Annotated in this window: 20 protein-coding genes and 4 pseudogenes; 6 read left to right on the top strand and 18 right to left on the bottom strand. The window is 57.8% G+C overall.

Annotated elements, in window-relative coordinates; genetic code table 11:
- Positions 1–273: 273 nt before the first annotated feature.
- From ASD01_RS33085 to ASD01_RS35165, 5 genes and pseudogenes are all read right to left on the bottom strand, one after another.
- On the bottom strand, positions 274–615 hold the full coding sequence (locus tag ASD01_RS33085) for a hypothetical protein (protein ID WP_060644982.1): 342 nt from the start codon (positions 613–615) through the stop codon (positions 274–276).
- A gap of 649 nt (positions 616–1264) precedes the next feature.
- Complete coding sequence (locus ASD01_RS33090; protein ID WP_060644983.1) at positions 1265–2056, bottom strand: hypothetical protein; 792 nt, start codon at positions 2054–2056, stop codon at positions 1265–1267.
- 112 nt (positions 2057–2168) lie between these two features.
- Positions 2169–3485 carry an alpha/beta hydrolase gene (locus tag ASD01_RS33095; protein WP_082584730.1) on the bottom strand — a complete coding sequence of 439 codons (1317 nt, stop codon included), beginning with the start codon at positions 3483–3485 and terminating at the stop codon, positions 2169–2171.
- Between the two features lie 14 nt (positions 3486–3499).
- A pseudogene (locus tag ASD01_RS33100) lies at positions 3500–3952 on the bottom strand (hypothetical protein); the annotation flags it as partial.
- A pseudogene (locus ASD01_RS35165) lies at positions 3953–4403 on the bottom strand (SUMF1/EgtB/PvdO family nonheme iron enzyme); the annotation flags it as partial.
- Between the two features lie 642 nt (positions 4404–5045).
- Between ASD01_RS35165 and ASD01_RS33105 the strand changes: the two are divergent.
- On the top strand, positions 5046–6071 hold the full coding sequence (locus ASD01_RS33105; protein WP_244495332.1) for an AraC family transcriptional regulator: 1026 nt from the start codon (positions 5046–5048) through the stop codon (positions 6069–6071).
- A gap of 63 nt (positions 6072–6134) precedes the next feature.
- On the opposite strand, the gene ASD01_RS33110 is transcribed toward ASD01_RS33105, so the two are convergent.
- The 5 genes from ASD01_RS33110 to ASD01_RS37130 form a co-directional block, all read right to left on the bottom strand.
- Positions 6135–8120, bottom strand: coding sequence for a mechanosensitive ion channel family protein (locus ASD01_RS33110; RefSeq protein WP_060644987.1), 1986 nt, complete (start codon positions 8118–8120; stop codon positions 6135–6137).
- Positions 8121–8322: 202 nt separating this feature from the next.
- On the bottom strand, positions 8323–9765 hold the full coding sequence (locus ASD01_RS33115) for a DUF1254 domain-containing protein (protein ID WP_060644988.1): 1443 nt from the start codon (positions 9763–9765) through the stop codon (positions 8323–8325).
- A gap of 46 nt (positions 9766–9811) precedes the next feature.
- Positions 9812–10081 (bottom strand): hypothetical protein, encoded by a 270-nt coding sequence (locus ASD01_RS33120; RefSeq protein WP_458574518.1) that lies wholly within the window; start codon positions 10079–10081, stop codon positions 9812–9814.
- Positions 10082–10134: 53 nt separating this feature from the next.
- Entirely contained in the window at positions 10135–10881 is a 747-nt protein-coding gene (locus tag ASD01_RS33125; protein WP_060644990.1) for a DUF2092 domain-containing protein, read from the bottom strand.
- Between the two features lie 2471 nt (positions 10882–13352).
- Positions 13353–13565, bottom strand: a complete 213-nt coding sequence (locus ASD01_RS37130) for a hypothetical protein (RefSeq protein WP_082584738.1) — start codon at positions 13563–13565, stop codon at positions 13353–13355.
- A gap of 838 nt (positions 13566–14403) precedes the next feature.
- Here ASD01_RS37130 and ASD01_RS33140 point away from each other — a divergent pair.
- Positions 14404–14664 (top strand): hypothetical protein, encoded by a 261-nt coding sequence (locus ASD01_RS33140; protein WP_034796848.1) that lies wholly within the window; start codon positions 14404–14406, stop codon positions 14662–14664.
- A 524-nt stretch (positions 14665–15188) separates the two neighbouring features.
- Here ASD01_RS33140 and ASD01_RS33145 read toward each other — a convergent pair.
- Positions 15189–15824, bottom strand: a 636-nt coding sequence (locus tag ASD01_RS33145) for a hypothetical protein (protein ID WP_244495333.1), incomplete at its 5' end; no start/stop codon positions are given.
- Between the two features lie 1065 nt (positions 15825–16889).
- Here ASD01_RS33145 and ASD01_RS33150 point away from each other — a divergent pair.
- Positions 16890–17090: a hypothetical protein gene (locus ASD01_RS33150; protein ID WP_034800025.1), complete on the top strand. Its 201-nt coding sequence runs from the start codon at positions 16890–16892 to the stop codon at positions 17088–17090.
- Positions 17091–17485: 395 nt separating this feature from the next.
- Here the strand turns inward: ASD01_RS33150 and ASD01_RS33155 are convergent, their stop codons facing one another.
- The 3 genes from ASD01_RS33155 to ASD01_RS35185 form a co-directional block, all read right to left on the bottom strand.
- Entirely contained in the window at positions 17486–17719 is a 234-nt protein-coding gene (locus tag ASD01_RS33155) for a hypothetical protein (RefSeq protein WP_029742822.1), read from the bottom strand.
- A 273-nt stretch (positions 17720–17992) separates the two neighbouring features.
- Positions 17993–19105: an exo-alpha-sialidase gene (locus ASD01_RS33160; protein ID WP_060645013.1), complete on the bottom strand. Its 1113-nt coding sequence runs from the start codon at positions 19103–19105 to the stop codon at positions 17993–17995.
- Positions 19089–19376, bottom strand: a complete 288-nt coding sequence (locus tag ASD01_RS35185; protein WP_049811000.1) for a SemiSWEET family sugar transporter — start codon at positions 19374–19376, stop codon at positions 19089–19091. The genes ASD01_RS33160 and ASD01_RS35185 overlap by 17 nt, the downstream gene beginning before the upstream one ends.
- A 932-nt stretch (positions 19377–20308) precedes the next feature.
- Here ASD01_RS35185 and ASD01_RS37730 point away from each other — a divergent pair.
- Positions 20309–20473: pseudogene (locus ASD01_RS37730) on the top strand (helix-turn-helix transcriptional regulator); the annotation flags it as partial.
- A 162-nt stretch (positions 20474–20635) separates the two neighbouring features.
- Here ASD01_RS37730 and ASD01_RS37735 read toward each other — a convergent pair.
- Positions 20636–20839, bottom strand: a pseudogene (locus ASD01_RS37735) (site-specific integrase); the annotation flags it as partial.
- A 118-nt stretch (positions 20840–20957) separates the two neighbouring features.
- On the opposite strand from ASD01_RS37735, the gene serA reads away from it, so the two are divergent.
- Complete coding sequence (serA, locus tag ASD01_RS33165) at positions 20958–22196, top strand: phosphoglycerate dehydrogenase (RefSeq protein WP_060644991.1); 1239 nt, start codon at positions 20958–20960, stop codon at positions 22194–22196.
- A gap of 261 nt (positions 22197–22457) precedes the next feature.
- On the opposite strand, the gene ASD01_RS37740 is transcribed toward serA, so the two are convergent.
- On the bottom strand, positions 22458–22799 hold the full coding sequence (locus tag ASD01_RS37740) for a DUF982 domain-containing protein (protein WP_060529915.1): 342 nt from the start codon (positions 22797–22799) through the stop codon (positions 22458–22460).
- Positions 22800–22890: 91 nt separating this feature from the next.
- Here ASD01_RS37740 and ASD01_RS37330 point away from each other — a divergent pair, with 91 nt between their 5' ends.
- Entirely contained in the window at positions 22891–23019 is a 129-nt protein-coding gene (locus ASD01_RS37330; RefSeq protein ID WP_280138799.1) for a hypothetical protein, read from the top strand.
- Between the two features lie 61 nt (positions 23020–23080).
- On the opposite strand, the gene ASD01_RS33175 is transcribed toward ASD01_RS37330, so the two are convergent.
- Positions 23081–23302: a DUF982 domain-containing protein gene (locus ASD01_RS33175; RefSeq protein WP_420829019.1), complete on the bottom strand. Its 222-nt coding sequence runs from the start codon at positions 23300–23302 to the stop codon at positions 23081–23083.
- Positions 23303–23361: 59 nt separating this feature from the next.
- Positions 23362–23532: a hypothetical protein gene (locus ASD01_RS36370; protein WP_167550739.1), complete on the bottom strand. Its 171-nt coding sequence runs from the start codon at positions 23530–23532 to the stop codon at positions 23362–23364.
- Positions 23533–23831: the final 299 nt, after the last annotated feature.

The raw sequence follows: 23831 nt of genomic DNA on the forward strand, positions 1-23831 counted from the left end.
TCCGAGCAGGTGTATCCGCGATTTTGGCAGCATCCGGAAAGTCTGCTTTATTTCGTATGGAACAAAGGCGCCTTGCGCCGTCCGCGCTTCGCCTAACCTCGAACCATTAAGCTGTGTAATGTTCCAGGAAGGTTTGCCCGCCTGTCCGGTCCCGCCGTCCCTGCGTAACCATTCGGTCTACCAAATCGTCTCCGTAGCCAAAGTGCACAGGTCGCAAGCGAAGCCTCTCACCCTATCACGCCGCCTCATGTGTCAGGGGCATGACCGCGCAAGTCATGGAACTGGAGTAGGATAGGTGGGGTATATCGCGCCCTCTCCGGCATTTCCGGCCGGAGAGCCCTTCGCCCGAACCTCCGTCGCGAGATGATCGAGGTATTCTAGCGCTTCGTGAGTGGCGATCAAAGACGTCATACTCTCGTCCGTGCCGGCACGTATCAGATCGTTTCTAGCATTCTCCACGGCATCATGGATGAACCGGTTTGGATCATTGCATTGCTCGGCAGCCCAACGCAACAATTCACACAGCAATCTTTCGTTGACGCGCATCGCCGTAACGGCCTGGCTCAACATGAGGATAATTTTCTGGACCTTGTCATCTTTGATCCTGCGGGCCATCGGAATTCTTCCTGATCTACTTCTACGCATGCCTGCGGCCGTTCGAAAGTCCAACGGCGAGGCGAATACATTTGTTCCGCGCCAGAACGCTGCTTGAGCGACGAAGCTGGCGCCCCCTTCTGCACGTTCATCCTGGCCACTCATGATTGAGGCGAGCTGCAACAATGAAACCGGCTTGTGGGACATGGCGCGAGGCGGAGCCTCGACCCGATGCTGACCGGGCCCAGTTGGCTCCGTCCCACTTCCTTCTACCCGGGGTCTAAACAAGAACTGCTCGAATTCGTGCGGTAATTCGAACAGAGTTTGAACATGGCAACGCGCCGAACGTCCAGCGGTGTTTGCCTCGCGGTCAATAGTGCCTGCGCTTCCGTTGGCGAAAGCGAGGAAGATCGTTTGTGACTCGAGCGGATGGCCAGCCGTCCCCAACTGCTAGCAGCCGGGCATTAGTCGTCTCCCGGCCGAAACGCAAGGGATGTTTGAATGATGGAACCATGATGGCTAAAGTCTGATGTGATCTTTCAGCATTTTGGCGCCTCCCCAGTATCCGGTATAAAGCATCGCGGCGTCGACAGCGTGCGGTTCGAGTTCGACATAGCGATCCGGCTACAGGTCGAGGTCGATCCGCTCCAAAGGCTAGAAAGTGCGTGCCTCAGAACCGCACTATGAGCCCCAGCATCGGACCCTGCTGAGTGACATCGAACACGAATCCGTCATTGCTGAAATCCACGCCCAACGCGCGGTAGCCGGCAATCGCCGAAATCGTATCGTTGAACCGGTAACCAATTGCTGCCGCAACGTCCCAATCGAGATTAGCGCCACCAGCACCGACAAGGCCCCAGCCGATTAGGTAGATTTCGGATGTGAGCGAATAGGTGCCGCGGAAGCCGGCCAGACCGTCTACCCAGGTTGCCTGATCGATTCTGGTGCGCCCATCGAGAACGCCGCCGTGGAAGGAAAGCTCGCTTTCGACGGACCATACGCGCATGCCAGCAACCAGGTCTAACCGCGCTGCATCGCTGTCGATAACGGAGTATCCCGCGCCGAGCAGCGCGGCGAAGGTTTCCGATGTGAGCTCGACGTCTGTCGCAAGCACACCTCTTGGCGTGCCCGACTGCCCCGAAATCTTCGTATACATGACATCGGCAAAGATGCTGTACGGACCGTTGCGGGCTTCGCCGATCGCCATCGCACCGAACTCAAGATGGTCGAAGATGTCGCTGAAACTGGCATCGACATCCACCGCCGGCAGCCCGAACTGCGCAACCTCCCCCGACAATCCGGCCGCCCAGAAATAGGGGGCAAAGGAAAAGGTCCATCCGCTTTCGGTGGTCGTCTGCTGAAGCTCGGGCGTCATTGGGGAATAGATGTCCGTGGCCTTTGCCGTCCCAGCGACGAGGCAAGTTCCGATTGCCGCTAGAGTACGAACGATGCAAATCCTCATGATATCTCCTGTTAGGGCCGCTCTTGCGAGCAACCTTGTTGTAGGTCTTCGTTCAACCCGGCGTGAGACCGCGGCCTGATCAAGTGTCTTTCGGGTGCCGTTTTCTATCGGGCTATGGGTTGCATTTTCCGGATCTCGTCTGATTTTCCTTCCCGCATGCGCTATCGGTCGTGTTCGATCTTGCTCTGCCGGAGGGTCCGACGAGTGTCTCCACATGATGGGCATAGTTTTGCCGGGTATTTTGATCCACGATCGCAGCTGGAGCAGCAACGACCAGGCCCGCAGCGGTACCAACCGTTTGTGCGGCCCCGGCAGTGGCCGCGACGATATGGTCGCCCAGCCCCAGTCTGCTGTCGGTCAAGGTTTGGCCGCCAGACAGACGGTTACCAATCAATTGTACGATTTCGGGCGACTCTGCGAACTTGGTATGGTGCAGATTGTCACCTGCCTTGATCTTGGTGAGATCCACGACGGTGATCCCATCCGCCGCCAGTTCCTCTTTGTAGGGCGACTGCTCCGGATCGATCGCTCCCAACCGGGAGACATTGCCCCAGACGCGCCGAGAAACGGCGAGCGCACGGTCATCGCGGGAAACGAAGAGTGTGAATCGCGGTCGCCGCTTGCCCATGTCGGCAATCTGCGAACCGAAGACGTCGACGTCGACGTCCGGCGCTGCCAACATGACATTCTTGAACTTTGCCGGCAGCCCGTCGTTGCGGATGGCCATCTGGCGCAAGGATTCCAGCGCCAGCCAATTGCCCATGGAATGTGCCAGGATGGAGACTTCCTTGACCTCGGGATCACGCGCCAGATATTGAAACAAGCGTTCTACGGCGTTGCGCGTATAGTTGGTGCTTTCACGATCGTAACCATAGGCCAACAAACTCCCGCGCGACGGCCAGGTCGCGAGCACCGGCACACTGCGCGCGCCCGAGTCGTGGACGATTTGCGCGAAACGGAAAACTGCGTCCTCGAAATGGTTGTTGAACCCGTGGATGAAGACCAGGACACTGCCGTCCGGGCTCTTGCGCACATGGCTGTTCAACCATTTTTCGGCGGCGACGCGGTCAATTTCCTCAGCCTTCAGCGCGGCGAAATCCGTCGCCGGATTCGGTGGAAGCTTGCGCGGCCAGGCGACTTCGCCCGCCTTGCGGACCGTGTCAGGCGGTATCGACACGGTAATGTCGGCGAATGTCGGGCTGAGCGCGCGCTCGCCGCTGAACATCTCGCCCGGTTTTTCCGCCCGGCCTCGGGTCGTCGTGACCAGCATTTCGACTTGAGCGGTCGAGGGATTGGCCGCTACCGGCGCGAGCACCCCTGTCGGACGGCCCGCACATGCAGGGAGCAGCGTCACGCATAAGGCGACCGACGGTAAAAACGGCCAGGATGGTACGCCGCCCTTGGCGTTCCGGAAGAGGCACAGCGTCAATTTAATCGCTCCCGTTAAGCACAGTATGCACGTCGGCAGAAAGAAGAGCGGCGATCGAAACGTCGCCGCGCCAAGGCCCCGAGCGTGCCATCGCTCACTTCAAATACTCGATCTTCAAGCTTGCAGTCTAAGTATGCGAGGGAGACTGGAGTGTAGCTGTCTCTGCCCACATCGAAGGCGTCATTCGCCGAAAACGCGAGCGGAGCGGAGCGCGGCACGCATCCCTTCGCTATCTTTTTGCCGTCAACGCGGATAACGGCGTCGAGCGGTGCGTCGTGATTGTGGCCGGCCTTGCGTGTTTCGACCTCTATGTTGATCTTTCCGTTCGGCAACGGATCGGACGATTCGAGGCGCGTCCGTTCGATCTCGATCAGATTGTACTCGCAGATGAGCTTGCCGTTCTCGACCCACAAAGCGACACCTCCCGAAAACGCACCCAGAGCGTAGAGCACGCCCTCGGAGTCCGGCCCGTCCGGCAGGGCTAAGCCCCACGCATATTCTGCGCCCTCGAGCCCGCCCCTGGCAGCAAACTCCCATTCGGCCTATGTTGGAAGATCCGCTCCACCGCGCGTATGCGAGGGCATCCTGGTCGGAAACATGAACGACTGGATGGTCATCCAGTCCTTTGATGTTGCTTCCGGGGCCGTATGGATGACGCCAGCAGGCGCCTTTCACAAAGGACCACCATCGAGTCCAGTCTTGGAGACCAACGGTTCCGTTCGGCTGTTGAAATACCAATGAACCGGCATACAGAATCTCCAGCAAAATACCGGGATAGTCCGCAGATTCGGGAACGGCATCGGCGAACGTGCGATAATTAGTGGCCGAGGCAAACTTGGAAAACTGGGCGTTGGTCACCGGCGTCTCATCGATGAAGAACCCGTCGACCGTCACGCGATGGGCCGATCCCTCCATCATGCCATCGCGCGGAGAAGTTCCTGGCAATTCGACGCGAGCCGATTGAGAATGCACCGGCGAGTCCCCTCAGTGTGCGTACAAGGAGTACAAGGGCAGACCGCTGCTCCTGTTCATCTCAGTCGTACCTACAATGAAACCAGGCGACGAACTTATCATTTGACGCCACGTCCGGTCTCAGCAACCTTGTTTCGCTAGTGATAAATACCACTTTTGATTGTTTTTCAAAGCGCGAATATTCGGAGCTTCGGCCGAGCTTGGCGTAAAAGGATAAGACGCGACTTCGCTTCCGTTGCATCTTCAGAACTAGATGCCGTGATGATGAATGGGGCGCCCCACGGCTTTGGTGGCCGTTCTCGCAACAGCCCGTCGCAACCGCGAACGCTATTGGTTCAAAGGATTACTAACGGCATGCTGTGCCTTGAAAGCCTGCGGCAAAACTTCCGCCCCGATAAGGTGGGCGCCGTCATCTGCGTATCGAGGGAAACGGAATGATGCGTGCGCGCCTTATATCTATACCGATCTGCGGATACCACTTGCCAAATATACCGGCGGTCGAATATGTGAGAACTATTCATTTTCCGCCAATATCGTTTTCAGGAACCATTTCAGATCGCACCGATTCCCGTGATCTCGAGCCATGTCTTGCAAGGCTTGCCCGCGTTCGTTCGAAGCGAGCTCGGCGAGCGAGCGTTGCTGCGTGCCAACCGCGCCGCGGGCTTCGACTTAGAGCTGATCGAGGATCGCAATGTCTACATTCCTCAGCAGTCCGTGGTGGGCTTCGTCGAAGCCATGGCGAGAGCAGTGGGCGACGCGAATCTCGGTCTCCTGCTCGTGCCCAATATGGACGTTTCCGCGTATGGCAGCTTCGGGCGTTTTATCACTGAAGCGGACACGCTCGGCGAAGCGATCAAACGAAGTATCGTGGCACTGCAGTATCACAGTACTTTTGACAATTTGACGGTCACCACAACGAAGGAGGAACTACGCTTTGGTTACAAATTCGCTCTGGCCGGGTCTCGGGGTTATGAGTCGGTCGCATGTGCTGCTGCTGGCGAACTGCTGAGTCTCTTCAAGGCATATCTGCCTGACCATTGGCACCCCCTTCGCATCGAACTTGACATCCCGACCCCGAGCCATACCTCGCTTTTTGAGAACGTGTTTCAATGCCCGGTGATATTCAATGCGCCAGCAGTGGCGGTGGTCGTTGAGCGGCATCGGTTGATGGCTGCGTCGCGACGAACATCTCGGTCGATCTTGACTCTCGAGGACGTGGCTCGCGATCGTCCAGGGGGTGCACCTCGGAGTTTGTTGGAAATCGCCACTGCACAGATTCGGGCACAACTCCTCGCGGGCGATGTGTCGATCGAGGATGCTGCGCGGACAATGGACACGAGCGTTCGGACGCTGCAGCGTGAACTTCGACAGGCAGGCGTCGACTTTCGTAGCCTGACCAGTGCGGTGAGAATGCAACGTGCGACGGAAATGTTGCGTGATGGGAACGTCTCGATCACCAACATTTCGGAGGATCTGGGCTATTCTTCTCCCGCTGGTTTTTCCCGTGCTTTTCGAAAGGCTACCGGATTTGGACCTCGCGAGTTTCGCGTCAAAGAGAACCTGTCCACTGCTGATCCTGACAGCGAATCCGCAGCACGGAGTGGCGGTCTATAGTCGAACCGCGCTAAAGGCAGTTCCTCTTTCTTCTTCACGTGGCTTTTTACGGAATCGAGCCGGCTAGACGGTGTCCGGCGTAACAGTCTTACCTGGACGCTGCCGCACGGCCAGCGTCGCGGCGGCGGTTTCCTTTTCGTCACCGCTAACTTGAACCACCGGCTGTGCAAAGTCGATCCCATTGTCATGGAAAGCCTGCATCAGCATCGCGTAAGCCTTCCGACGGATCACAGTCTGTTCCCCCGGCTTGCAGGTGAAGGCGATACCAAGTTCGATTCCGTATTCACCGATCTGCTCGACGCCTTTGAGCTTGAGCGGCTCGATAAAGAGCGATCCGAGTTGCGGATCGGCCTGCAATTGGGCGCCGATTTCCTTAATCAGCTTGCGGACTTTATCAACATCGGTTTTGAAAGGGACACGGATGCGGAATTTGTCGACAGTCCAATCGCGGCTGGCATTCTTGATCGCGCCAAGCGAACCGAACGGTACGGTGAAGATTGGCCCACGGTGGTGCCGCAGTCGCACGGAACGAAGGCTGAAGGATTCCACGACGCCTGTATAGTTTCCGGCTTCGATGTATTCCCCAACCCGGAAGGCATCGTCCAATAGATAGAAGATACCGCTGACCACATCCTTGACCAAGGTCTGCGAGCCGAATCCAATTGCAACACCGACCACGCCCGCGCCTGCGACGAGCGGGCCGATTTTGACGCCCATCTCCGAAAGAACCGTGAGCCCCGCGACACACAGAAGTGCTGCTGCCAAGGCGTTGCGGAAAACAGGGAGCAAAGTGCGAAGCCGGCTTTCTCGCGCGAGCGCGTTCGACGTCCCTTCATCGCCAACGTCGCTCAGCTTGCTTGTAATGTAGGCTTTTGCCAATTGCCAGACGAGGTCGATAATGAGCAGAATCACGACGCTGTTGAAAGCCCCGGCAATGATCGTCCGGATCAGTGTCACTTCACCGGAAACAAAAGGGAAATTGTGGCGCCAAACGAATGCGACCCAGTCGACCGCTGCAATAAGGATAATAGCCCGCGTTCCGCGGACGAGCAGCACCGACTTAGCGTCCGGTAGGCTTGAACGCGAGGGCGAGAATGAAAGGGTTAGACTGTCGGCAATCGACAATGCGCGGGGCACGAGGGCAAGCATCATGCCGAGCCAGAATAAAGCCAGGAAGTCGCCGCACCAAAGCAGCCACAGGACGACTGCACCCGAGATGCCCATCGCGCGAGAGACACGGCCTTGCAAAGATCCGACATCGCTGGAGCGCTCACGCCAGATCATCGCGACTGCTATAACGACAAGCGGAATGGACAATCCAATAGCAAGAGCCGATCGAACGTCAGCTGCAACTGCAAGCCGCTCGCATATGGCCGAGAATGCCATCGTTGCCGCCAGCAGTGCGACGAATATTTGGGTCCGCGAATAGGAGCGGGCCGACACTATGGACGCGGCCAGCGCGATGCGAAAGAGCGCGGTCGCGAGCCTCCAGGCGATCAATGCGACGAGCGAGTAGAGTAGGACCACACGCATGAGTGGCGGCCAAGTGAACAGGAAAAAGAAGATCGCAACGCTCGCCGTGAATATGGAGAGCGTCAGAATCTCCGTGTAGGCCTGCCCCCGGGGGAGGGCCTCTTGCAGTGAACGACGAAAGATCCATTCGGTGCTAACCGCAATCCCTGCGATGATAACGAACATCAGCGCCGCGGGCACCAAACCGCTGCTCCGTGCCTCTTGCCGAATCGCAGACACGAGTCGGGAAAGTTCATCGCCGACCCGAGGCACTGCGGCAAGAAGTGCATTGAAACGGGCACGTGAGCGGGCCTCCCATTCCTCGATGAACCACACTGCCTCATTGTGGCGGGGCTCGGAAAGGGCGTCTTGCTTCCGCTCTAGCCAGACCCTTACGTCCTCATCCTCGAGAAGACGCAGCAGTTCGTCTATCTTGGACGGTTGCGCAATTCGGGCCGCAGGCGTTTGCGCCTGTAGGTTCGTAAGCCCACAAAGGCACAGAAACAAACTGAATAGCAAAGGCCGAAGAATGTACATAGAAGCTCGGTCCACTAGATCAGACCCCATTTGTCAAAAATTGGTCTCCAAAAACCAAAGACAGGGCCGAAACTAACGTGGTTTCGTTCATCATGGCGCGGTGTATCTCCATCGCACCATGCTTGCACTGATGGACGTCGATAGGTCGTGTTTGCAGCCGCCAAGGACCGGAGCCGTGGCAGCTGCATGCACGCTGACAGAATCAGCTCACCTTCTTCACCGGCGGGATCGTCCAAGAACCATCAATGATGGAGGGATTGCTCTCGTTGGGCCAGTAGAGCCGCATCATGAGGATGAACTTTCCCTTGGGCGCCGGCAGCCAGTTTGATTCCATGTCCGCTCCCGGAGATTCATGTTGGATAAACAGGTCGATCGAGCCATCCGGATTGGCCTTCAGCGGTTGGCGCGCGCTGATCGAATAGCGATTGAGCGGATTGTCGACAAAGAAGTAGCCCGCATCATACATGGTCAAGGACCAGAATCCCGAAACCGGTGGCGTAAGTCCCTTTTTGAACGTGAGAACGTAATTCTCGGACCCGTTGTATGCCCGCTTGATTACCCCGTCGCCGGACTTCAGCGAGGTCGGATAGATCGCATCCTGCGGCCGGTTCGCCCCAAGACCGATCGCGGTGATCAAGGCACGCTGGACATAGTTGGTGCCGTAGATGCCGGTCTTGGTCGTGAAGCCCCAGCCGTCGATGTCCTGTACGTCGCCGTCGCTGAATTTGAAATGCGTCATGATGCGCGCGAAGCCGAGCTGAGGGACGCGCTTCACAAAAGCGGGATCGAACTTGGCCTTGTCGAAGTCCTGGCCCGGAACGATGCCAAGTTCGGCGAGCTTGGCGACCATAGGTGCATCCGCGTCGGTCGGCGGGTTTCTTTTCAGGAGCTCGGCAAAGAGGGTGAAGTACGCGATGGCGTCCATGCTGTTGACTTGCTCGCGAACGGCAGTCTCCATATCGATGGCCGGATCGACCTTGCCCTTGGGGGCGGTCCACTCCTTGCCCCATGCGCTCAAGGGATAGAGCTTCACTTCATCCTGCAGCTTATGAACTTCTGCGTAGTCCTCCGGCGTCCCCGTGCAATAGATGCGTCCAAGCAGCCAGACGATGCTTGTCGGCGACTTGTATTGGGTCACGCCTTCGGGAAGTGTTCCTTCCCAGCCTGGTCCGGTAACAACGAACGTCTGAGCCTCGGTGCCTGTGGTACGTTTTCCCGGGACGTCGAAGACAGTTGTCCAGCCATCCAGCATCGGAAATAGGGCATACCGGTCTTTCAAATCGGGCAGGCTCACCACCCAAGGCTCGTCCCCCACATCAAAGAAAGCCGTCGTATAGAGGGTATCGGCGTTCGGCGCCGTCACGTCCCGAAACTTCGCGTCTGGATACTGGCGCAGCTTGATCAGATGCCCCATGGGGCCACGGGTTCCCTCGGGCTCCGCGACGTTGGTAATCACGCGCCGGGTCATTTCCATCGTCACGAGGGGGTAGGCGTAAATGTAGGCTTCGACTGCGAGCGCGAACTCATCGAGCCCTTCCGGCAGATCTGCCACCAAACCGTCGGCGGCACCAGCAGGCCTAGCGAGAGAGCCTGCCGCCAGTACTCCAAGACCGGCGGCCGTCAAGTCACGACGCGTAATATCCATTCTGTCCCTCCATCAAAAAATTGAGTTGCGATGTAATGCACTGAGTTCAGTCGATGTAAACGAGGACGTAACGCCCGCCGTACGGTTGGTAGTAGACCCCGCCGCAATGCCACACCGCGGTGCCATTGACACTAGTGCTGACGCAGCCCGTGGGAAGTGCGGCGACATACATCGCGGAGCGGCGGATCACTCGGCGCGTGGTACGGCGGGCAACACCGGCGACACTTCCTGGTGTCAGCGGGCGTCCCACGACCGCCTGCGCCTCGGGTACAATCGAACCGAACGGCGCGGGAACGAGAGTGTCTGCCGCAAGCATCGCTAGGCCGGCGATGGCGACTGAAAGGATCTTTCCTTGCAGCTTGCTCGTCGTCATTGCCCCGTCTCCAGAGAAAGCTCGCCGGTGACATCGGCGTGGACGTGTTCCAGCTTGTTGGCAGCCGCTGGCGGCGTGAATTTAAACTGCGCGGCGTCGATTCCATCCCACTTCCAGTTGCTGAGCCGCAGCGTATACTGCGGCGCCCCGGTCGTCCATTTGGTCGTGATCACATATTTGAGCGGCAAAGGCCCGCTGCCCTTGCTGATCCAGATCTGCCAGTCGACGATATCGGTCCTGAAGGCGAGCTGATCGCACTCCACCCCGTTGACGAATGCCGATCCGACAACGATTCCTTCTGTTACGCCGTCAGTGAGGACGGCATAAGGATCGCCTGATAGAAATTCCGCTCCCGGAGCGTCAAGTCCGGTGGTGGCGCGAAGCTCCTCGGCTGCATCTTCCACACTTTGGCCGGGGCTCTGCAACTGCGCGTAAACGTTCCGTGTTTTGTCATGCAGTGATATCGTATCGCCATCGAATATCACCTCCGCGTTCGCAAGGGGGCCCATGCGCTTCATTCGAAAACCTTGTGCGCGATCGACGGCGATGGAGCCGGAGGCGCTGTACTGGATCTTCTGACCCTGCAGATTGACGACTTCCTGATCTGCGTCGTAGGCGACACTAAGAGTCTGCGTCGACTTGAGATTTTCGCTCATTGCGGCGAGGATCCGCTCGGCCTCCGGCTCGATTCTGTTCTGCGCCGATACCGGCCAAGCCACCACACTACCGGCAACCACTAACATCCCTGTAAATCGGCGCCGCCAAGCCGCGCTAAGTAACCTCAGTCCGCCATTCATTCGCTCACCCTGAAGCCTCGTTGATTTCGCTTGCCGGCCAGGACTCGCAACAGTTCTTGCTCCTGCGAACAACTTGGTTGTGAAGGCCCCCCAGCCCGTGGCATTACTGCTGTATTAGCCGCGTTTCTTCTTACCATTTCACGCCAAGTTGCACTTTCAATGTTACATTCAGCGCACGCTTTCGGAATAAGGTTAAAGGGGTCGGGGCAGCGGACGTTGCAGCGACACGCAAATCTGCGGTTGATTTTGAGGAGTCTGATCGCGTCGCAGTGAGGCGATCCGGCTTGCGTTCAAATGTCAGGAATGCGGGGCCAGAGGAGACCGCAAGCAAGTCTCGGGCGCCGAATACGTCGGTATTGGCATGACTGCGCAAATCATTGACTTGGCGTGTGACAGGTTGGGGTACATCGGTGCCCTCACCTGCATTTCCGATTGGAGAGCCCTCCGCCCATATCTCCGTAGCGAGGTGATCGAGGTATTGGAGTGCTTCGTGAGTGCAAAGACGTCATACTGTCATCCACACCAGCGGCAGGGGACTTCACCCCTCAAGCGCCCGTCATCCGGCTTCCTCCGCTCCGCGTTCGTTGCGAGCAAGCAAGTGCCCGCAGGAAAAGCGATGACCGACAGCAACCGACGCCTGGGAACCGCCCGAATGGTTTCGGTGACGTCAACCATTACTCGGGTCGGCTGCTGATTGGTCAGCCGTCCGTGGAGAACCATTTGCTGCTTGGCGAGTTGGATCCTAGCGAAACCCAAAGAGTGGCAGCATCGGGATTGGTAAGAGAATGCGGTGCTCCTTTTCCAAATCGCCGGGGAACGCGCAACAGATGAGGAGGTCTCTGTGTCAATTTTCGTTCTAATCAGTGCCGCTTGCATCGTGCTCGGCGTACTTCTCCTTTGCTGGGAGGCACTTGCGGGGCGCCCATTGAGCCGTCCGCGTACTTCCGACGATGGCGCACCTCCGACACTTGAGCCAAAAGGACAAGGCCTTGGCTTCCTCGGTCCAACGAGAAATTGGGCGGGGCTCAGCCTGATTGCGGCAGGCATGATCATATTCCTCTTGGTTCCTTGATGAACGATCGACCTGGCCGCGTGCGGCCCGAAAGGGGGCAGTACCGCGGACGGCGAGATCGCTCGATAGTGAAGGCTTGACCCATCGAGGTTTTATCGCCGCGCGCTGATCCGTATCGCCCCAAATCGAGGACTGGCCGGTGGTCGATCGTTTGATTCTGCAAGCCGGCGTCACCGGACGGGTTTGAGTCCGAGAGCCGATCTTGGACACAGATAACATGAAAATGTTTGCCTTTTTGCAGCGGCGCAGAGGAGTAAATGACGAATGGCGCAGTGTCGCTGCGATAAAGCACCGAGACCGCGGAACATTTCCGTTCGGCTGTGTTTGGACGCGTACACCAGCCGAGTGGACGGTGGTGCGCCAACCGAGGAGAACGAAAATGCCAAACCAAGGCGGCCAAGGCGGCAGCAGCGAGCAAAATCGAAAAGCTGGCGAGCAAGGTAGCAAGAACGAAAACAAGCGTGCATCCAGCAGCCGAGAAAGCGGAAGCGGGAAGAGCTCCGGGTCTGGGGGCAAGAAAAGCGGATCCAGTGACGCCTCCGGCGCGAGCCGTAGCAGCGATCGAAAGAGTTGAGGTCTTTAAGATGGCAAGCGGACAAGGACGCGAACGACCTGATGATCCCGTGGGCAATGGTAATGGTGTTCGACACAGCGATGAGCAGGATCCACGAAAGCCCCTCCCCGGATCTGATGAAGAAAACGCAGATGAGGAATTGGACGACGACGAAGAAGATGAAATCTCCCCACGGGAGCCGGAGCCCGATGAGGAAGATCCCAATCTGCCGGCTCGCGAGTAGAACCCGCTGGGTTTTCTGACGTGAAAAAGGACCGCCCGCCAAAGCCGCGGGCGGTTCTTTTTTGCCTAGCCTACCCTGAGAGAACGTCGGAGCTGGGAAAGATTGGGGCCCGCAGCAATCCATGACCAGAAACTCGCACTTGGAAACGGCGGTCGAAAAAGTACGAGGTGTGCGATGAGATGCTGCGTTTAGCTACTACTGACCGATTAACAGGCTCGCGGCCCTTCTGGCTGTTGGTAGGCGTGCGGGTGCAAGGGTGGTTGCTCTTCGCGATCGATGGTTTATGGACGACTGCGGAGACGGCTTTATCGACACGGATGGATTATGCCCCACCGGCGCCGACATGCGCGGGAGTGATCGACTTTCACTGACTGTTTCACGAACGATCTGGCGGTTCGCTGTCGAAGCCGACGTCCCATTCTTTTTTCCCGGGCATCCTGAGAGCCGGTGATGACGGTCGGTTCGCGCTGGCAACCCCGTAGGCCTCGCGGTCCGCCTGGGATGGGGCGAACCCCGCCTGGGACGCGGCGAACGCTTCAGTCTCACGTTTATTCTCCACCGCGGCGTTCCTTCGCTTTCAAGGCGTGGGAGGGGCGGTTGCGCTCGGGGTCCTTGTTTGTCTCGCCCACGGCGTCACGTGCCGTGTCGGGGTCGTCTTTGGCTGGTAGATAGCCACGCGGCCTAGACTCTTCGGGGCCCTCCCAGCGGGGGGATTGGTCGGTCGTACCGGGCGCGCCGTCCCGAGGTTTGTTCATACCCATAGTCACGTCTCCTTTCCGGTATTAACTGCTCCGTCTTCTCAATGTTCCCTTTGTTAGGGCAATCCTCCCGTCTTGGGTGAGGCGGGGCAACAGGTTTTGACTCTCGAGACACGAAGCGCAGAAAAATCGAGAGGATCACGGGAGCAGCCCTGGACAGGAATTCTAGATTTCAATTCTGGAACCGAACCAGTATTTGGGACTGCCCGCATGTTGTCAGACCGTCGTCGCGGCACTGCCGTGGCTCCGCGCAAAGCTCCGGAGAAAAAGGAGGAAAGACCGTGATCCCGAGAGAGTAGGTGTAACGCCTTGGCGGATAGGCCGCCAAGGCGCACGGGCAACGGCATTTCAGGCTCATAAGCATGCTTTGCAGAATCCCCGCTGTCGCTATGAGGCACAGACGGATAAGACCGTCGCTTCTATTTCGAACATTGCCGGCGGGTGGCAGAGGCCGTCCAGGGTAACGAGGCCCAAGTCGTGCCCTACCTGCATGATGTTGTCGAAAGGGGAGGGGATGGACCCTCGACCGTCTACCGGAGGAGGGATTCCCCGAGATCCTGGCGGCCGTCAATGCGATGTTACGCCGCGACCACGAGGCCTAGGGAGGATGCCGTTCGCCGGGCGGCGGCGAACGCCTTGTTTCGGCGTGTCAAACAGGCCGATCACGAGGGCAACCTCGCGCAGGTCGAGACGCTGGGGAGAATGGCGCGAAGTACGCAGAGAGCCTTGTGCTGCTGAATACGCTACGAAAATCACGAATAGCGAGGTGCTCCACGGAACCGACGGCCGGCCCCAAAAGTTTGTCACTCCATCGGAACCACTGCTAAACGGGAGGAATCCAATGAGCAGTTCGACGACCACCGACCATGACGTAATCCGTAAATGGGTTGAACAGCGTAAGGGCCGGCCCGCTGCGGTTCGCACGAAGGGCAAGGGTGGCATTCTTCGGATCGACTTTGGCGAGAAGGACGAGGACCTTGAAGAGATCAACTGGGATGAGTTCTTCGAGATTTTCGAGAGCAGCCGGCTTGCCTTTCTTCATCAGGAGAAGACGGAAGGCGGCAAGACTAGCCGCTTCAACAAGTTCGTCGAGCGTGAGTAGACGGACTAGATGGCTCGCCCCGGGTCTGATGAGAGGAATTCCTGGGTGAGGATTCCATCTGCGCGGAGAAGCGATTGCCAAGCGACGCATCGTGCGTTTTGTCTGCCCCCGCTGGATACCGCCTCTTTTACGCGGGGATAGCGATGTGCGAGGTAAATGGCGACGAAATCGGGTGGCGTTGTTGCAAATGAAGGAAACCTCTGGACCAGTCTGATATGGTCGCCATTGCCTGCCGACGGGGCGTCGCGAGCATGACGCTCGTTGACCGGGAAGTCGGCGCGTTCTACTCGAATTGTCACCGTGCTTACGTCGGGGACTGGGAGCGGCCCGTCCGCGACCAGCAGGAAAGTTCCACAGACGGCACTCCTATCGAAGGAGACCGTCGCTCCCGAATTCGTCCCATCCGCTCAAGCCGGTCGCGGCTTCGTCGGCTCGCTCGCTTGGTTTGACTTTTTCCTTTTTCCTCAGCGACCGCGTCAACTTCGCCTGATACGCGGCCCGCCTGCGATTTTCCGCTTTCGCCGCTATATCTTCTTCTCGCCACTCATCCACGGCGCCACGGTCGAGTAGATCTTCGACGACACGAGGATCGAATATGTGAAAGGTGATCTTCCTTGCGCTTTTTCCTTTTTCTTCAGCGACCGCGTCAACTTCGCCTGATACGCGGCCCGCCTGCGATTTTCCGCTTTTGCCGCTATATCTTCTTCTCGCCACTCATCCACGGCGCCACGGTCGAGTAGATCTTCGACGACACGAGGATCGAATATGTGAAAGGTGATCTTCCTTGCGCGTCCTTGTAGCCTCACCGTTCGCGTCCCGGCGCTGGGCAGACGACCGTCTGCGAGCCAGCGCTTCCGCTCTGATGCCGTGATCGTCAGAATATCCTCGATCTCTCGAGGAATGATCGGAAGGTTTGCGATGCCGTCCAACGCGCTGGAGACGGCCGATGCCGTAGCTCTGAAGGCTGTCTTCGAAGTCTCTGGCATGACGAGGATCAGCCCGCCTGGCTGCATATCCAGCGACTTCCGGATCGTGGATGGTAGCCGGGACCGGATTTCCTGCAGAATACCCTTAAGCCTGACACCAGATCCGAGGGTCGCCACCACGGGAAGCGGCCACTCCCTGATCAGTTCGGGATCGTCACTTTCCTTGCTCTTTGTNCAGAATACCCTTAAGCCTGACACCAGATCCGAGGGTCGCCACCACGGGAAGCGGCCACTCCCTGATCAGTTCGGGATCGTCACTTTCCTTGCTCTTTGTSTTCGTCTTGGGCATTCCGCAGGAGATGGTGTTGAAGKGGCCGCGCGTCAACGGAGCTTGGGATGATTTGCCASGTTCCCTCCTCATATCTGTGTCGATGCCGAGTTGGTTTCCGGTCATGGGACCGCAAAACCCCGTTTAGAACTGAGGAGATGCCCAGGTTCCGGCGGACGCGTTCCCTCCTCATATCTGTGTCGATGCCGAGTTGGTTTCCGGTCATGGGACCGCAAAACCCCGTTTAGAACTGAGGAGATGCCCAGGTTCCGGCGGACCGCCGGGACCGACGCCTACCTCGGTCGATCGGCCGTTACATAAAGCTGGCTGCGAGCCGAGGCGGCACCAGCGCTGACATTGACGCCAATCAGCAGCATGGTATCGCCTTCCGGGCTGTACTGCTCAAACCAGTGCCGAGCGAGCTCCCGGATCGTTTCAAGCCGGACACCTTGCGATTATCGCTTAGTCTCCTTTTCCGGCCAACGCGCCGCTGCGCCTCAGCTTCGAAATTTCAGCGTCTGGACTTTTACTTGGAACGGGCGAGTTTCATGCGTCAGGACTTTTACCTTTCGCTCGCAGAGGGCCAGCCAAACTGACTCGGCACACGCCGGCGATGATACGCGGCACATCTCAGCGAGCCGGGCACGGTTCACCGTCCAGCGGCCGGTGAAGAACATGAAAGCGGCGATTGAGCCGATAACAATCCGGAGCGCAGCGATAGGCAGGCATAGGGATTCCAGGATGGCGCAAGATCTAAAGCGCCCGCGCGACTGGTTCGTGATCGTCGAAAACGATTATGTCCTTCAGCTCTGATGAGCCGGCGTGGGCTAAGCGGCGCGCGCTGTTATCCTAGCGCGCAGTGCTGGCTGTTGAGGAGGCCAGCATCACTGGAACCAATTCGGTGGCACTCGAGTTGGTGCTTCGACGGATGCGAACCGTACTACAGCCCTCTTAAGTTTGAAAGTCTTGCCATGCGCTACGAAGACACCAAAGAGCAATACAGTAAGGTAGTGCGTGGCTGGAATGCGCGTTACGACCTGAATGAGTTTATCGCGCAGCATGGGCTCCAACCACTGGCCGCGCGCGAACTCTTTGCAAAATTCGGACCGTACAAAGTGGATCTGGATCGCAAAGTCGCAGAGCTACGGAAGGAATGGCACAAGAATCGCTGATCCGTCAGCGGAGCATTCTTGCCGAGACAATGGCCAGACGACGTTTCGTGAACTCACCGGCCGCACCTGGGGTCCCTGTCTAACCGATCCCGAAAAAGGCTAGAATTGCGATCACAATAACGACGAGGCCGACGAGATAGATAATCTGGTTCATGTCACCTTCCTTTCCCCGAATCAACGGCTGCCAAGCCAATAGGTTCCTCGGGCCACGTTCGGGAATGGTTTGCGAAGTTGAGATGCGTCTTATGCAAAGCGATCACACCCGGTATTGATGATTGCGAGCCAGGTTTCATCGATCCGCGCGGGCTGGAAAGACCGAGCGCGGTCATCGCCTGGCTGTTGCCAAGTCTGCGGTCCCAACTCCTTGTCAGGCGCTCCTTTCCCGTGCATCCATCTCACCGGTTGCGTCTCTTCCACTCGCGATATGGCGCGAGCAACTGACCCGGAAATCGCTTTTCAATTTCTTCTTCGGTTATTACAATGCGCGCCAACACCTCGTCGCGTTCCGCGCCTTCGACACGTTCACTCGCAGCCTCCAGATCAGTCATGACCGAAAAGACTTCGTCCTTTGTCATCGCCTCAAGTCGGTAGGCGAAATCTGCGACGGGAATGTTGTTGAAGTTCGCCATGGTTCACCTCCAGCCTTCCCAGCCCTAAAGCTAAATTCGCCTCGAAAGTTCCCGGAGGCCTACCGCAAGGGCCGTCCTGACAAAATATCGATGTGGATTTCCTTTTCGTTTCGATTTCACTGTGGCTGGAGCTCCCTTTAAGCAAAGCCAAGCACGATGTGTCCCGATTAGACCTCGGGCCGATGCGATACTGTCACAAAGTCGCACGACGCTGCGACCTTCGTCTGAATCCCCATGCATGCCAGTCCGACGGGGGCCCAAATGGATTGAGTCTCAACTTAAGGTTGGTACTTCTAGGATAGAAGCTGCGATAAAGCGCTCCGGGCCATCTCGATCGTTGAAGTAGTATACAACAATAATCTTGCCGTCCTGTCTAACCAAGGCGCATGGATAACCTAGGTCCGCATCGTCACCATCATCGCGGAGAACCGCCGGTTCGGACCATGTTCCGCCCCTATCGCGGCTGACGACAGCGCTTAGTCCGAAGGGTGGATCTCGAAAACCGTAGAGCAGCACCAATCTTTCGTCGGGCAGAGCGACAAGCGCAGGCGGATTGCCCATGATTCCCGTATTCCGGACAGGCGTACCGACACAGCACCAAGTCCGCCCCAGATCCGCTGACCGATATGCCTCCAGCCAGAACCGATCATGGGCCCTACGACGAACGACTGTGTAAATCGTGCCGTCTGCGAGGCGCGTGGACGACGGCATGATGGCGTACCCCGTCTGTTCATCCCAGACGAATCCTTCCGAGGAAAAACTCAATCCTCCGTCCTGCGTGCGGGCGCAAAGGATACGACCTTCTGTCCCATCGGCTTTCGGCGCGGTGAGCATAAACAAAGCGTCGTGTCGGCCCAGCGTTATGATGTCGGTACGCGCAGAGAGCGCCTCTTCGTGAGACTTCAACCCTTCGAACCTAAAAGGCCCATTCCACGAGCGAGCACGGTCCTTGCTGACGTAAAACCAGCTCACTGATCGCCCCGATATCCCGGTGCGGGCTGCCATGACGACTTGCTCGCCATCGGCAAAGTCGATCGGGGTGGGGAGAGTAATGAGATCAAACGCCGGGTCCACATTGGGTCCTGCTTCCAAGTCCTTCGTGACATGTTCGTCCGCCGAAAGACTGCGCGCACCCGGTACGCTCCCACAGAATGGTTCTGCCTGCCAAGTCAGGCCGCCATCGAGGCTTCTCGCCTGAACCGGAGTGAACGCGTGATGCTGATCTTCGAGATGAAGGTTTTCGCTTTCCCTTCCTAGACGGCCTGTGGCGAAGACGCAGACAATTTCGTCTCCCCACGCCCACACGCCGTAATTCGCGGGCCATCCCGCGAATGCGCCGAGTCTCCGATATACGATGGTATGAATCGCTTCAAACCTTGCGGTCATCTCTTCTATTCCCGCGCTCGCAGCCTCCAAGCTTCCGCAAAAGGATGAATGCTGAAAGGCAAAAGCAAATCGCATTGGCGATAATTATCGGCCACTCTCCTTTGAGGACACCAAAGACAGTCCACAGCGCAAAACCGGTAACGGTGAGAACGTACATCCGGGCAGAGAGCGCCGAGGTATCGCCTGTTTTTACGACCTTCCATACCTGCGGAACGAAGCTACCCACTGAGCAAATTGAGGCGAGATAGCCGATGAGCAGCGTTGCTTCCAAGTGTTCTCCATAAACGTGCGACCAGGATTCTAGCCGGGCACCGCCGCAGCCGCTGTGACTGTGAGCAGACCGAACAGAGAGCCTTGCGAAATGTTCCTCGCATAGGACCGGCCTTGGTCGCGGTGAGCTAGCGAAAGGCTGGCAATACTTCGCGTGCCATGTCCGCCGATCGATATTGTTTCCTGCCGCAGCCAGAATGCACTGCTCGCACCGACTTCAAGATCCTCTGCACTTTCTTCGATAGGCCATCGAGCGCGGCATGCGGTTAGTCTGCGACGGGGAAGCCAGCCAAGGTATCGCACACCCAGCAAATGTTGCAGTTTCGTAATCCGCGTTATGTCATTAACAAGTTGTTTGCTAATGCGTTTTTATGGTTTGAGAATACGCGAATTATTTCAGTTCCCTACGGATCCCGCGATCGGTGAGGCCTTCGCGATAGCCGATTAATTGTGTCATCCCCTGACGGAGCGGGGTACTGCTACCGGAACGGTTGGTCCCTGTCGGCCGAGACTTTGGATAAAAAGGGCACATAGGCTTCTCGAAATTCCAATTGCCCGAAGGACGTTCCCTACTGCTGTGTTGCGCCCAACCCCGCGAACGGTGTTTCGCGCGTCGCACACTGTCGATTCCTACAATTCGAGCTGCGATATTCTGCCGTTAGGATCTAACCCCGGTGCCAAGGCGGGGGACGTCATGTCCGAATTTCGAAGCGCTCGTCTGAGGGTCGACCATCGCATACTGTCCCTGTCGTTGAGGACGCTACGGGCTGCGAAGTATCAGGACACCTCTCGCCCGCTTTGAGTAAGCTTTGCGGGCGATACGGCGTGTCTCACATGACGCTTCTTGTCTGAGCCGGAGGAGCTTCTCATTCGTACCCGTATTATTGCACCACCTATCCAGAGGCCTGGGTTACGACCTATCTCGAACCGGGCTACTTTGACGTAGATCCGGTCCTCGACATTATCCGGTGGGGGCTCCTGCCCGTGGACTGGTCTTTTCGAGCACCGGTCAGATCCGTCCGCACGCATGGCATAGGTTCTTATGGCTTGACCATTCCCATCCGTGGGCCAAATGGCGAACGCAGCCTTTTTCCGTGACTTGGCGCCTTCCCAGACAGCAATGGACACATTGCGAACTTCTTTCATTCACGAAATGTAGGTCCTTGCAAGCCATCTCCATGAAACTGTGTTTGAGGCGGTCGGTTTTCGAAGGCTCAGCCGTATTCGCAAACTCTCGCGACGAGAATTGCTCGCAATGGGCCGGATCGCTTCGGGGAGGGGCATGCCGGGGCGGGCAGCCTCAGTAATATACCCGATCTCAATCCGTGAGCCGAGAACCACGTTGGGTCGGGGGCAGGCCTGCTTGCACCGGCATTTCGGGATTAGATGGACCGACTGGGGCGTGAGCGCCCGTCGGTCGATGCTACGGAACCCCGGTCCTTCACCGGTGCAGGCCTTAGCAAGCGCCGCAGTACCTTGAGTTTTTTTGCCGTATCAGTGTGTTGATATTTGCCTGTCCGGCCGCTTAAATCTTCAAAGACGCTGAAGCCACTTCGACCTTCCGGACATCGGAGCAACATTTATGACCCGCCAACTTTCTCTCCCACGCGAGCGAATTTCCGTGCTTCTCCTAGAAGGTATTAGCCAGACCGCTGTGGACTACTTTTCTTCGTCCGGCTACACCAACCTCGTTCATTTACCGAAGGCGCTCGACGACCAGGATCTTAAGCGCCACATCGCCGACGCTCATATCATCGGCATTCGTTCCCGCACGCAGTTGACGGACGAGATTTTCGAATCCGCCAAGAAATTGATCGCCGTCGGCTGTTTTTCCGTCGGTACGAACCAAGTCGATCTGGATGCTGCGCGGCGGCGCGGCATTCCGGTGTTCAATGCACCTTATTCAAACACGCGATCGGTGGCCGAGCTTGTGATCGGCGAAATTATTATGCTGACACGGCAGATCTTTCCGCGCTCGGCTTCGGCGCATCAAGGTGGGTGGGAGAAGTCCGCTGTCGGCAGCCGGGAGGTCCGCGGCAAAACGCTTGGAATTGTCGGCTACGGCAATATCGGATCGCAACTCAGCGCGCTTGCCGAAAGCATGGGCATGGTCGTGCGCTACTTCGATCTTTCAGATCGGCTGCGCCGGGGCAATTCGGAGTCGATGGCCTCGCTCGGCGACCTTCTCGAGACCTCTGATTATGTGACAATGCACGTTCCCGAAACACCCTCGACGCATAACATGATCACTGAAACCGAATTGCGCCGCATGAAGAAGGGCGCCATCTTCATTAACAATTCTCGCGGGACGGTGGTCGATCTCGATGCGCTTGCGAAAGTCCTTAACGACGGGCATCTGGCGGGTGCCGCGGTGGACGTGTTCCCTAAGGAGCCGGCATCGAACAAGGAGCGTTTTGAGACGCCGTTGCAAGGTTTGAGCAACGTCATTCTGACGCCGCATATCGGCGGCTCCACTGAGGAAGCCCAAGAACGCATCGGCGGAGAAGTTTCAAGGAAGCTGGTCGAGTATTCCGACATCGGCTCAACAATGGGCGCCGTCAACTTTCCGCAAGTGCAACTGCCCGAGCGCCCGAACGGCACGCGTTTCATTCACGTGCATGAAAATCGCCCCGGCATGCTCATCCAACTCAACGAGATCTTCTCGTCGCGCGGGCTGAACATCGTCGCTGAGTTTCTTCAGACGCTTGGCGACACGGGCTATGTGGTGGTCGAGGCCGATGGCATTTCCGAAAATGCCGACGAAATTCTTCAGGCTCTACGCGAAATTCCTGGAACGATACGAGCGCGATTAGTCTACTGACAGCTGTTAGGGCCGATCTGTTGCGGGGCTTTATCGCAATAAGGTGTTTTCGCGGGACAAGTGAAGACGTCCAATGCTTAGAATGCTCGATTCCAAGGGCTCGAGCGTTTCTGCCTGGGCAGACTACCGAATGCGACAAGGGAGGGTCGAGCTAACGCGCATATGGCCAACGTATGCTGGCCGGGTTCGCGAGCATTCGCCCAAAAATACGCACCCATTGATGGTTTGACGGAAGAGTGGATTGGCAGAGCATGAGGCACGTCAGGCCGCTGCGTTTGAGCAGATGGCAGCGGAAACCGCCCCGCAGGAAGTCTGGAGGACGCGCCGATGACCGACTCTCCCGAAATGATCGTGTTGTTCAACAACAGCCACTTTGGCCTCACGAGCTGCGGCAAGGAGAGCCAGTCTAGCCCGCGTTGGAGAGCATTTTCCTTCGGTTGCGCGAGCGCAGAAGGCGAGGGCGCGCTGAAAGGCCGGGCCGTAGGTCACCGGCCATCTCTCGGCCAGGACGAACTGGGCGTTTCGAGCGTCTTTGATTTCTATCGCACGGGACATTCCCGGAAGCAAAATTATAAGGGTGCTCTCCCAGGTCGCAGCAAGCATTTCGAATTTCCCTGTCTCACCGGGGCTATGAATGCAAATTGTGCGCAGGTGGTTCCGTGTTTTTCGATGAAATTTTTAAGAGGCGGACGGCGTGAACGAGATGACACTTCTCACGGACGAACTCGCCGAGCTCGAAGCTCAGATCTTCGGCATCGGGATCAGCATCCACTGTGTCGATGGCGTGAAATCGCAGAAGCTGGCGGTGATCCATTGCCTGTGACCGGAGCAATCGATCTCTGGACTCCCTCGAAAAGCGGGTGGGCAGCATGACGAGAGTCAATTCAGCGCAATCTTGTAACCTTGGCCTCGGCGATCGCCGCGACGAACGCTACTCGGGCTTGTTCCCATGGGTAGGCACCAACCATCGCGTCCCTGCATTTATTAACGGCGTCGAAGTAAGCGACGCCCGAGGCGGCAGGCCAGTTTTCACCAAGCAGGACCGTGGCCTTGTTCGGTGTCCAGACTATCTGCGCCCCGTCGAGCTCGGGAAGTTCGATGATCACGCACTTGTTCCAGCTCTCAACCACGGCTGTTCCTTTTCTTTGTGCGTGCTCCCCCGCCGTCAGGCGTTGAGCTTCGGTGGCGTGTCGTTCTCATCCGGGTTCGGGTTGGGAACTTCGTCAGGAAGGATGTCGGGCTCCGGTTCCTCGATTGGTGGCTGTGGCACGTCCGGGGGCATGTCCGGCGGGAAATCAGGTTGGGGCGGCCTCGGGATCGGTTCGGTAGGCATCATGATGGACTCCTGTTTAGGAGGGCAACTGATCTCGCGTTGGGATTGTTCCGATCTTTCGGTCAAGGTGCCAGCATGATCAAGCTTCACCTCCCATACCCGTCGGTCTGGGGCCTATACGACGGCTGGGGCGCGAAGCGCCGGCTGTTGCGCGGCGGCAATCAAGGTGAGATTCAGCGTCAATCAGGATGAGACTCGGCGGGGGGGGTGTGACGAAGGGAGGGCGTAGCCCGACCGGAGTTACACTCCCGCCGCGGCGCAATTTTTAGGCGTCTCATGATCGCGGTCGGCCCGCTACGGTG

Origin of the sequence: Ensifer sp. Root423 (genome assembly GCF_001426275.1) — a bacterium.
GTDB lineage: Bacteria > Pseudomonadota > Alphaproteobacteria > Rhizobiales > Rhizobiaceae > Ensifer > Ensifer adhaerens.

What these genes read in the sequence shown, in the direction of transcription:
- ASD01_RS33085 (WP_060644982.1), bottom strand. Translation starts at nt 615, where the DNA reads ATGGCCCGCAGGATCAAAGATGACAAGGTCCAGAAAATTATCCTCATG.
- ASD01_RS33090 (WP_060644983.1), bottom strand. Translation starts at nt 2,056, where the DNA reads ATGAGGATTTGCATCGTTCGTACTCTAGCGGCAATCGGAACTTGCCTC.
- ASD01_RS33110 (WP_060644987.1), bottom strand. Translation starts at nt 8,120, where the DNA reads ATGTACATTCTTCGGCCTTTGCTATTCAGTTTGTTTCTGTGCCTTTGT.
- ASD01_RS33115 (WP_060644988.1), bottom strand. Translation starts at nt 9,765, where the DNA reads ATGGATATTACGCGTCGTGACTTGACGGCCGCCGGTCTTGGAGTACTG.
- ASD01_RS33120 (WP_458574518.1), bottom strand. Translation starts at nt 10,081, where the DNA reads ATGCTTGCGGCAGACACTCTCGTTCCCGCGCCGTTCGGTTCGATTGTA.
- ASD01_RS33125 (WP_060644990.1), bottom strand. Translation starts at nt 10,881, where the DNA reads ATGTTAGTGGTTGCCGGTAGTGTGGTGGCTTGGCCGGTATCGGCGCAG.
- ASD01_RS37130 (WP_082584738.1), bottom strand. Translation starts at nt 13,565, where the DNA reads ATGGGTATGAACAAACCTCGGGACGGCGCGCCCGGTACGACCGACCAA.
- ASD01_RS33140 (WP_034796848.1), top strand. Translation starts at nt 14,404, where the DNA reads ATGAGCAGTTCGACGACCACCGACCATGACGTAATCCGTAAATGGGTT.
- ASD01_RS33150 (WP_034800025.1), top strand. Translation starts at nt 16,890, where the DNA reads ATGCGCTACGAAGACACCAAAGAGCAATACAGTAAGGTAGTGCGTGGC.
- ASD01_RS33155 (WP_029742822.1), bottom strand. Translation starts at nt 17,719, where the DNA reads ATGGCGAACTTCAACAACATTCCCGTCGCAGATTTCGCCTACCGACTT.
- ASD01_RS33160 (WP_060645013.1), bottom strand. Translation starts at nt 19,105, where the DNA reads ATGACCGCAAGGTTTGAAGCGATTCATACCATCGTATATCGGAGACTC.
- serA (WP_060644991.1), top strand. Translation starts at nt 20,958, where the DNA reads ATGACCCGCCAACTTTCTCTCCCACGCGAGCGAATTTCCGTGCTTCTC.
- ASD01_RS37740 (WP_060529915.1), bottom strand. Translation starts at nt 22,799, where the DNA reads ATGCTTGCTGCGACCTGGGAGAGCACCCTTATAATTTTGCTTCCGGGA.
- ASD01_RS36370 (WP_167550739.1), bottom strand. Translation starts at nt 23,532, where the DNA reads ATGATGCCTACCGAACCGATCCCGAGGCCGCCCCAACCTGATTTCCCG.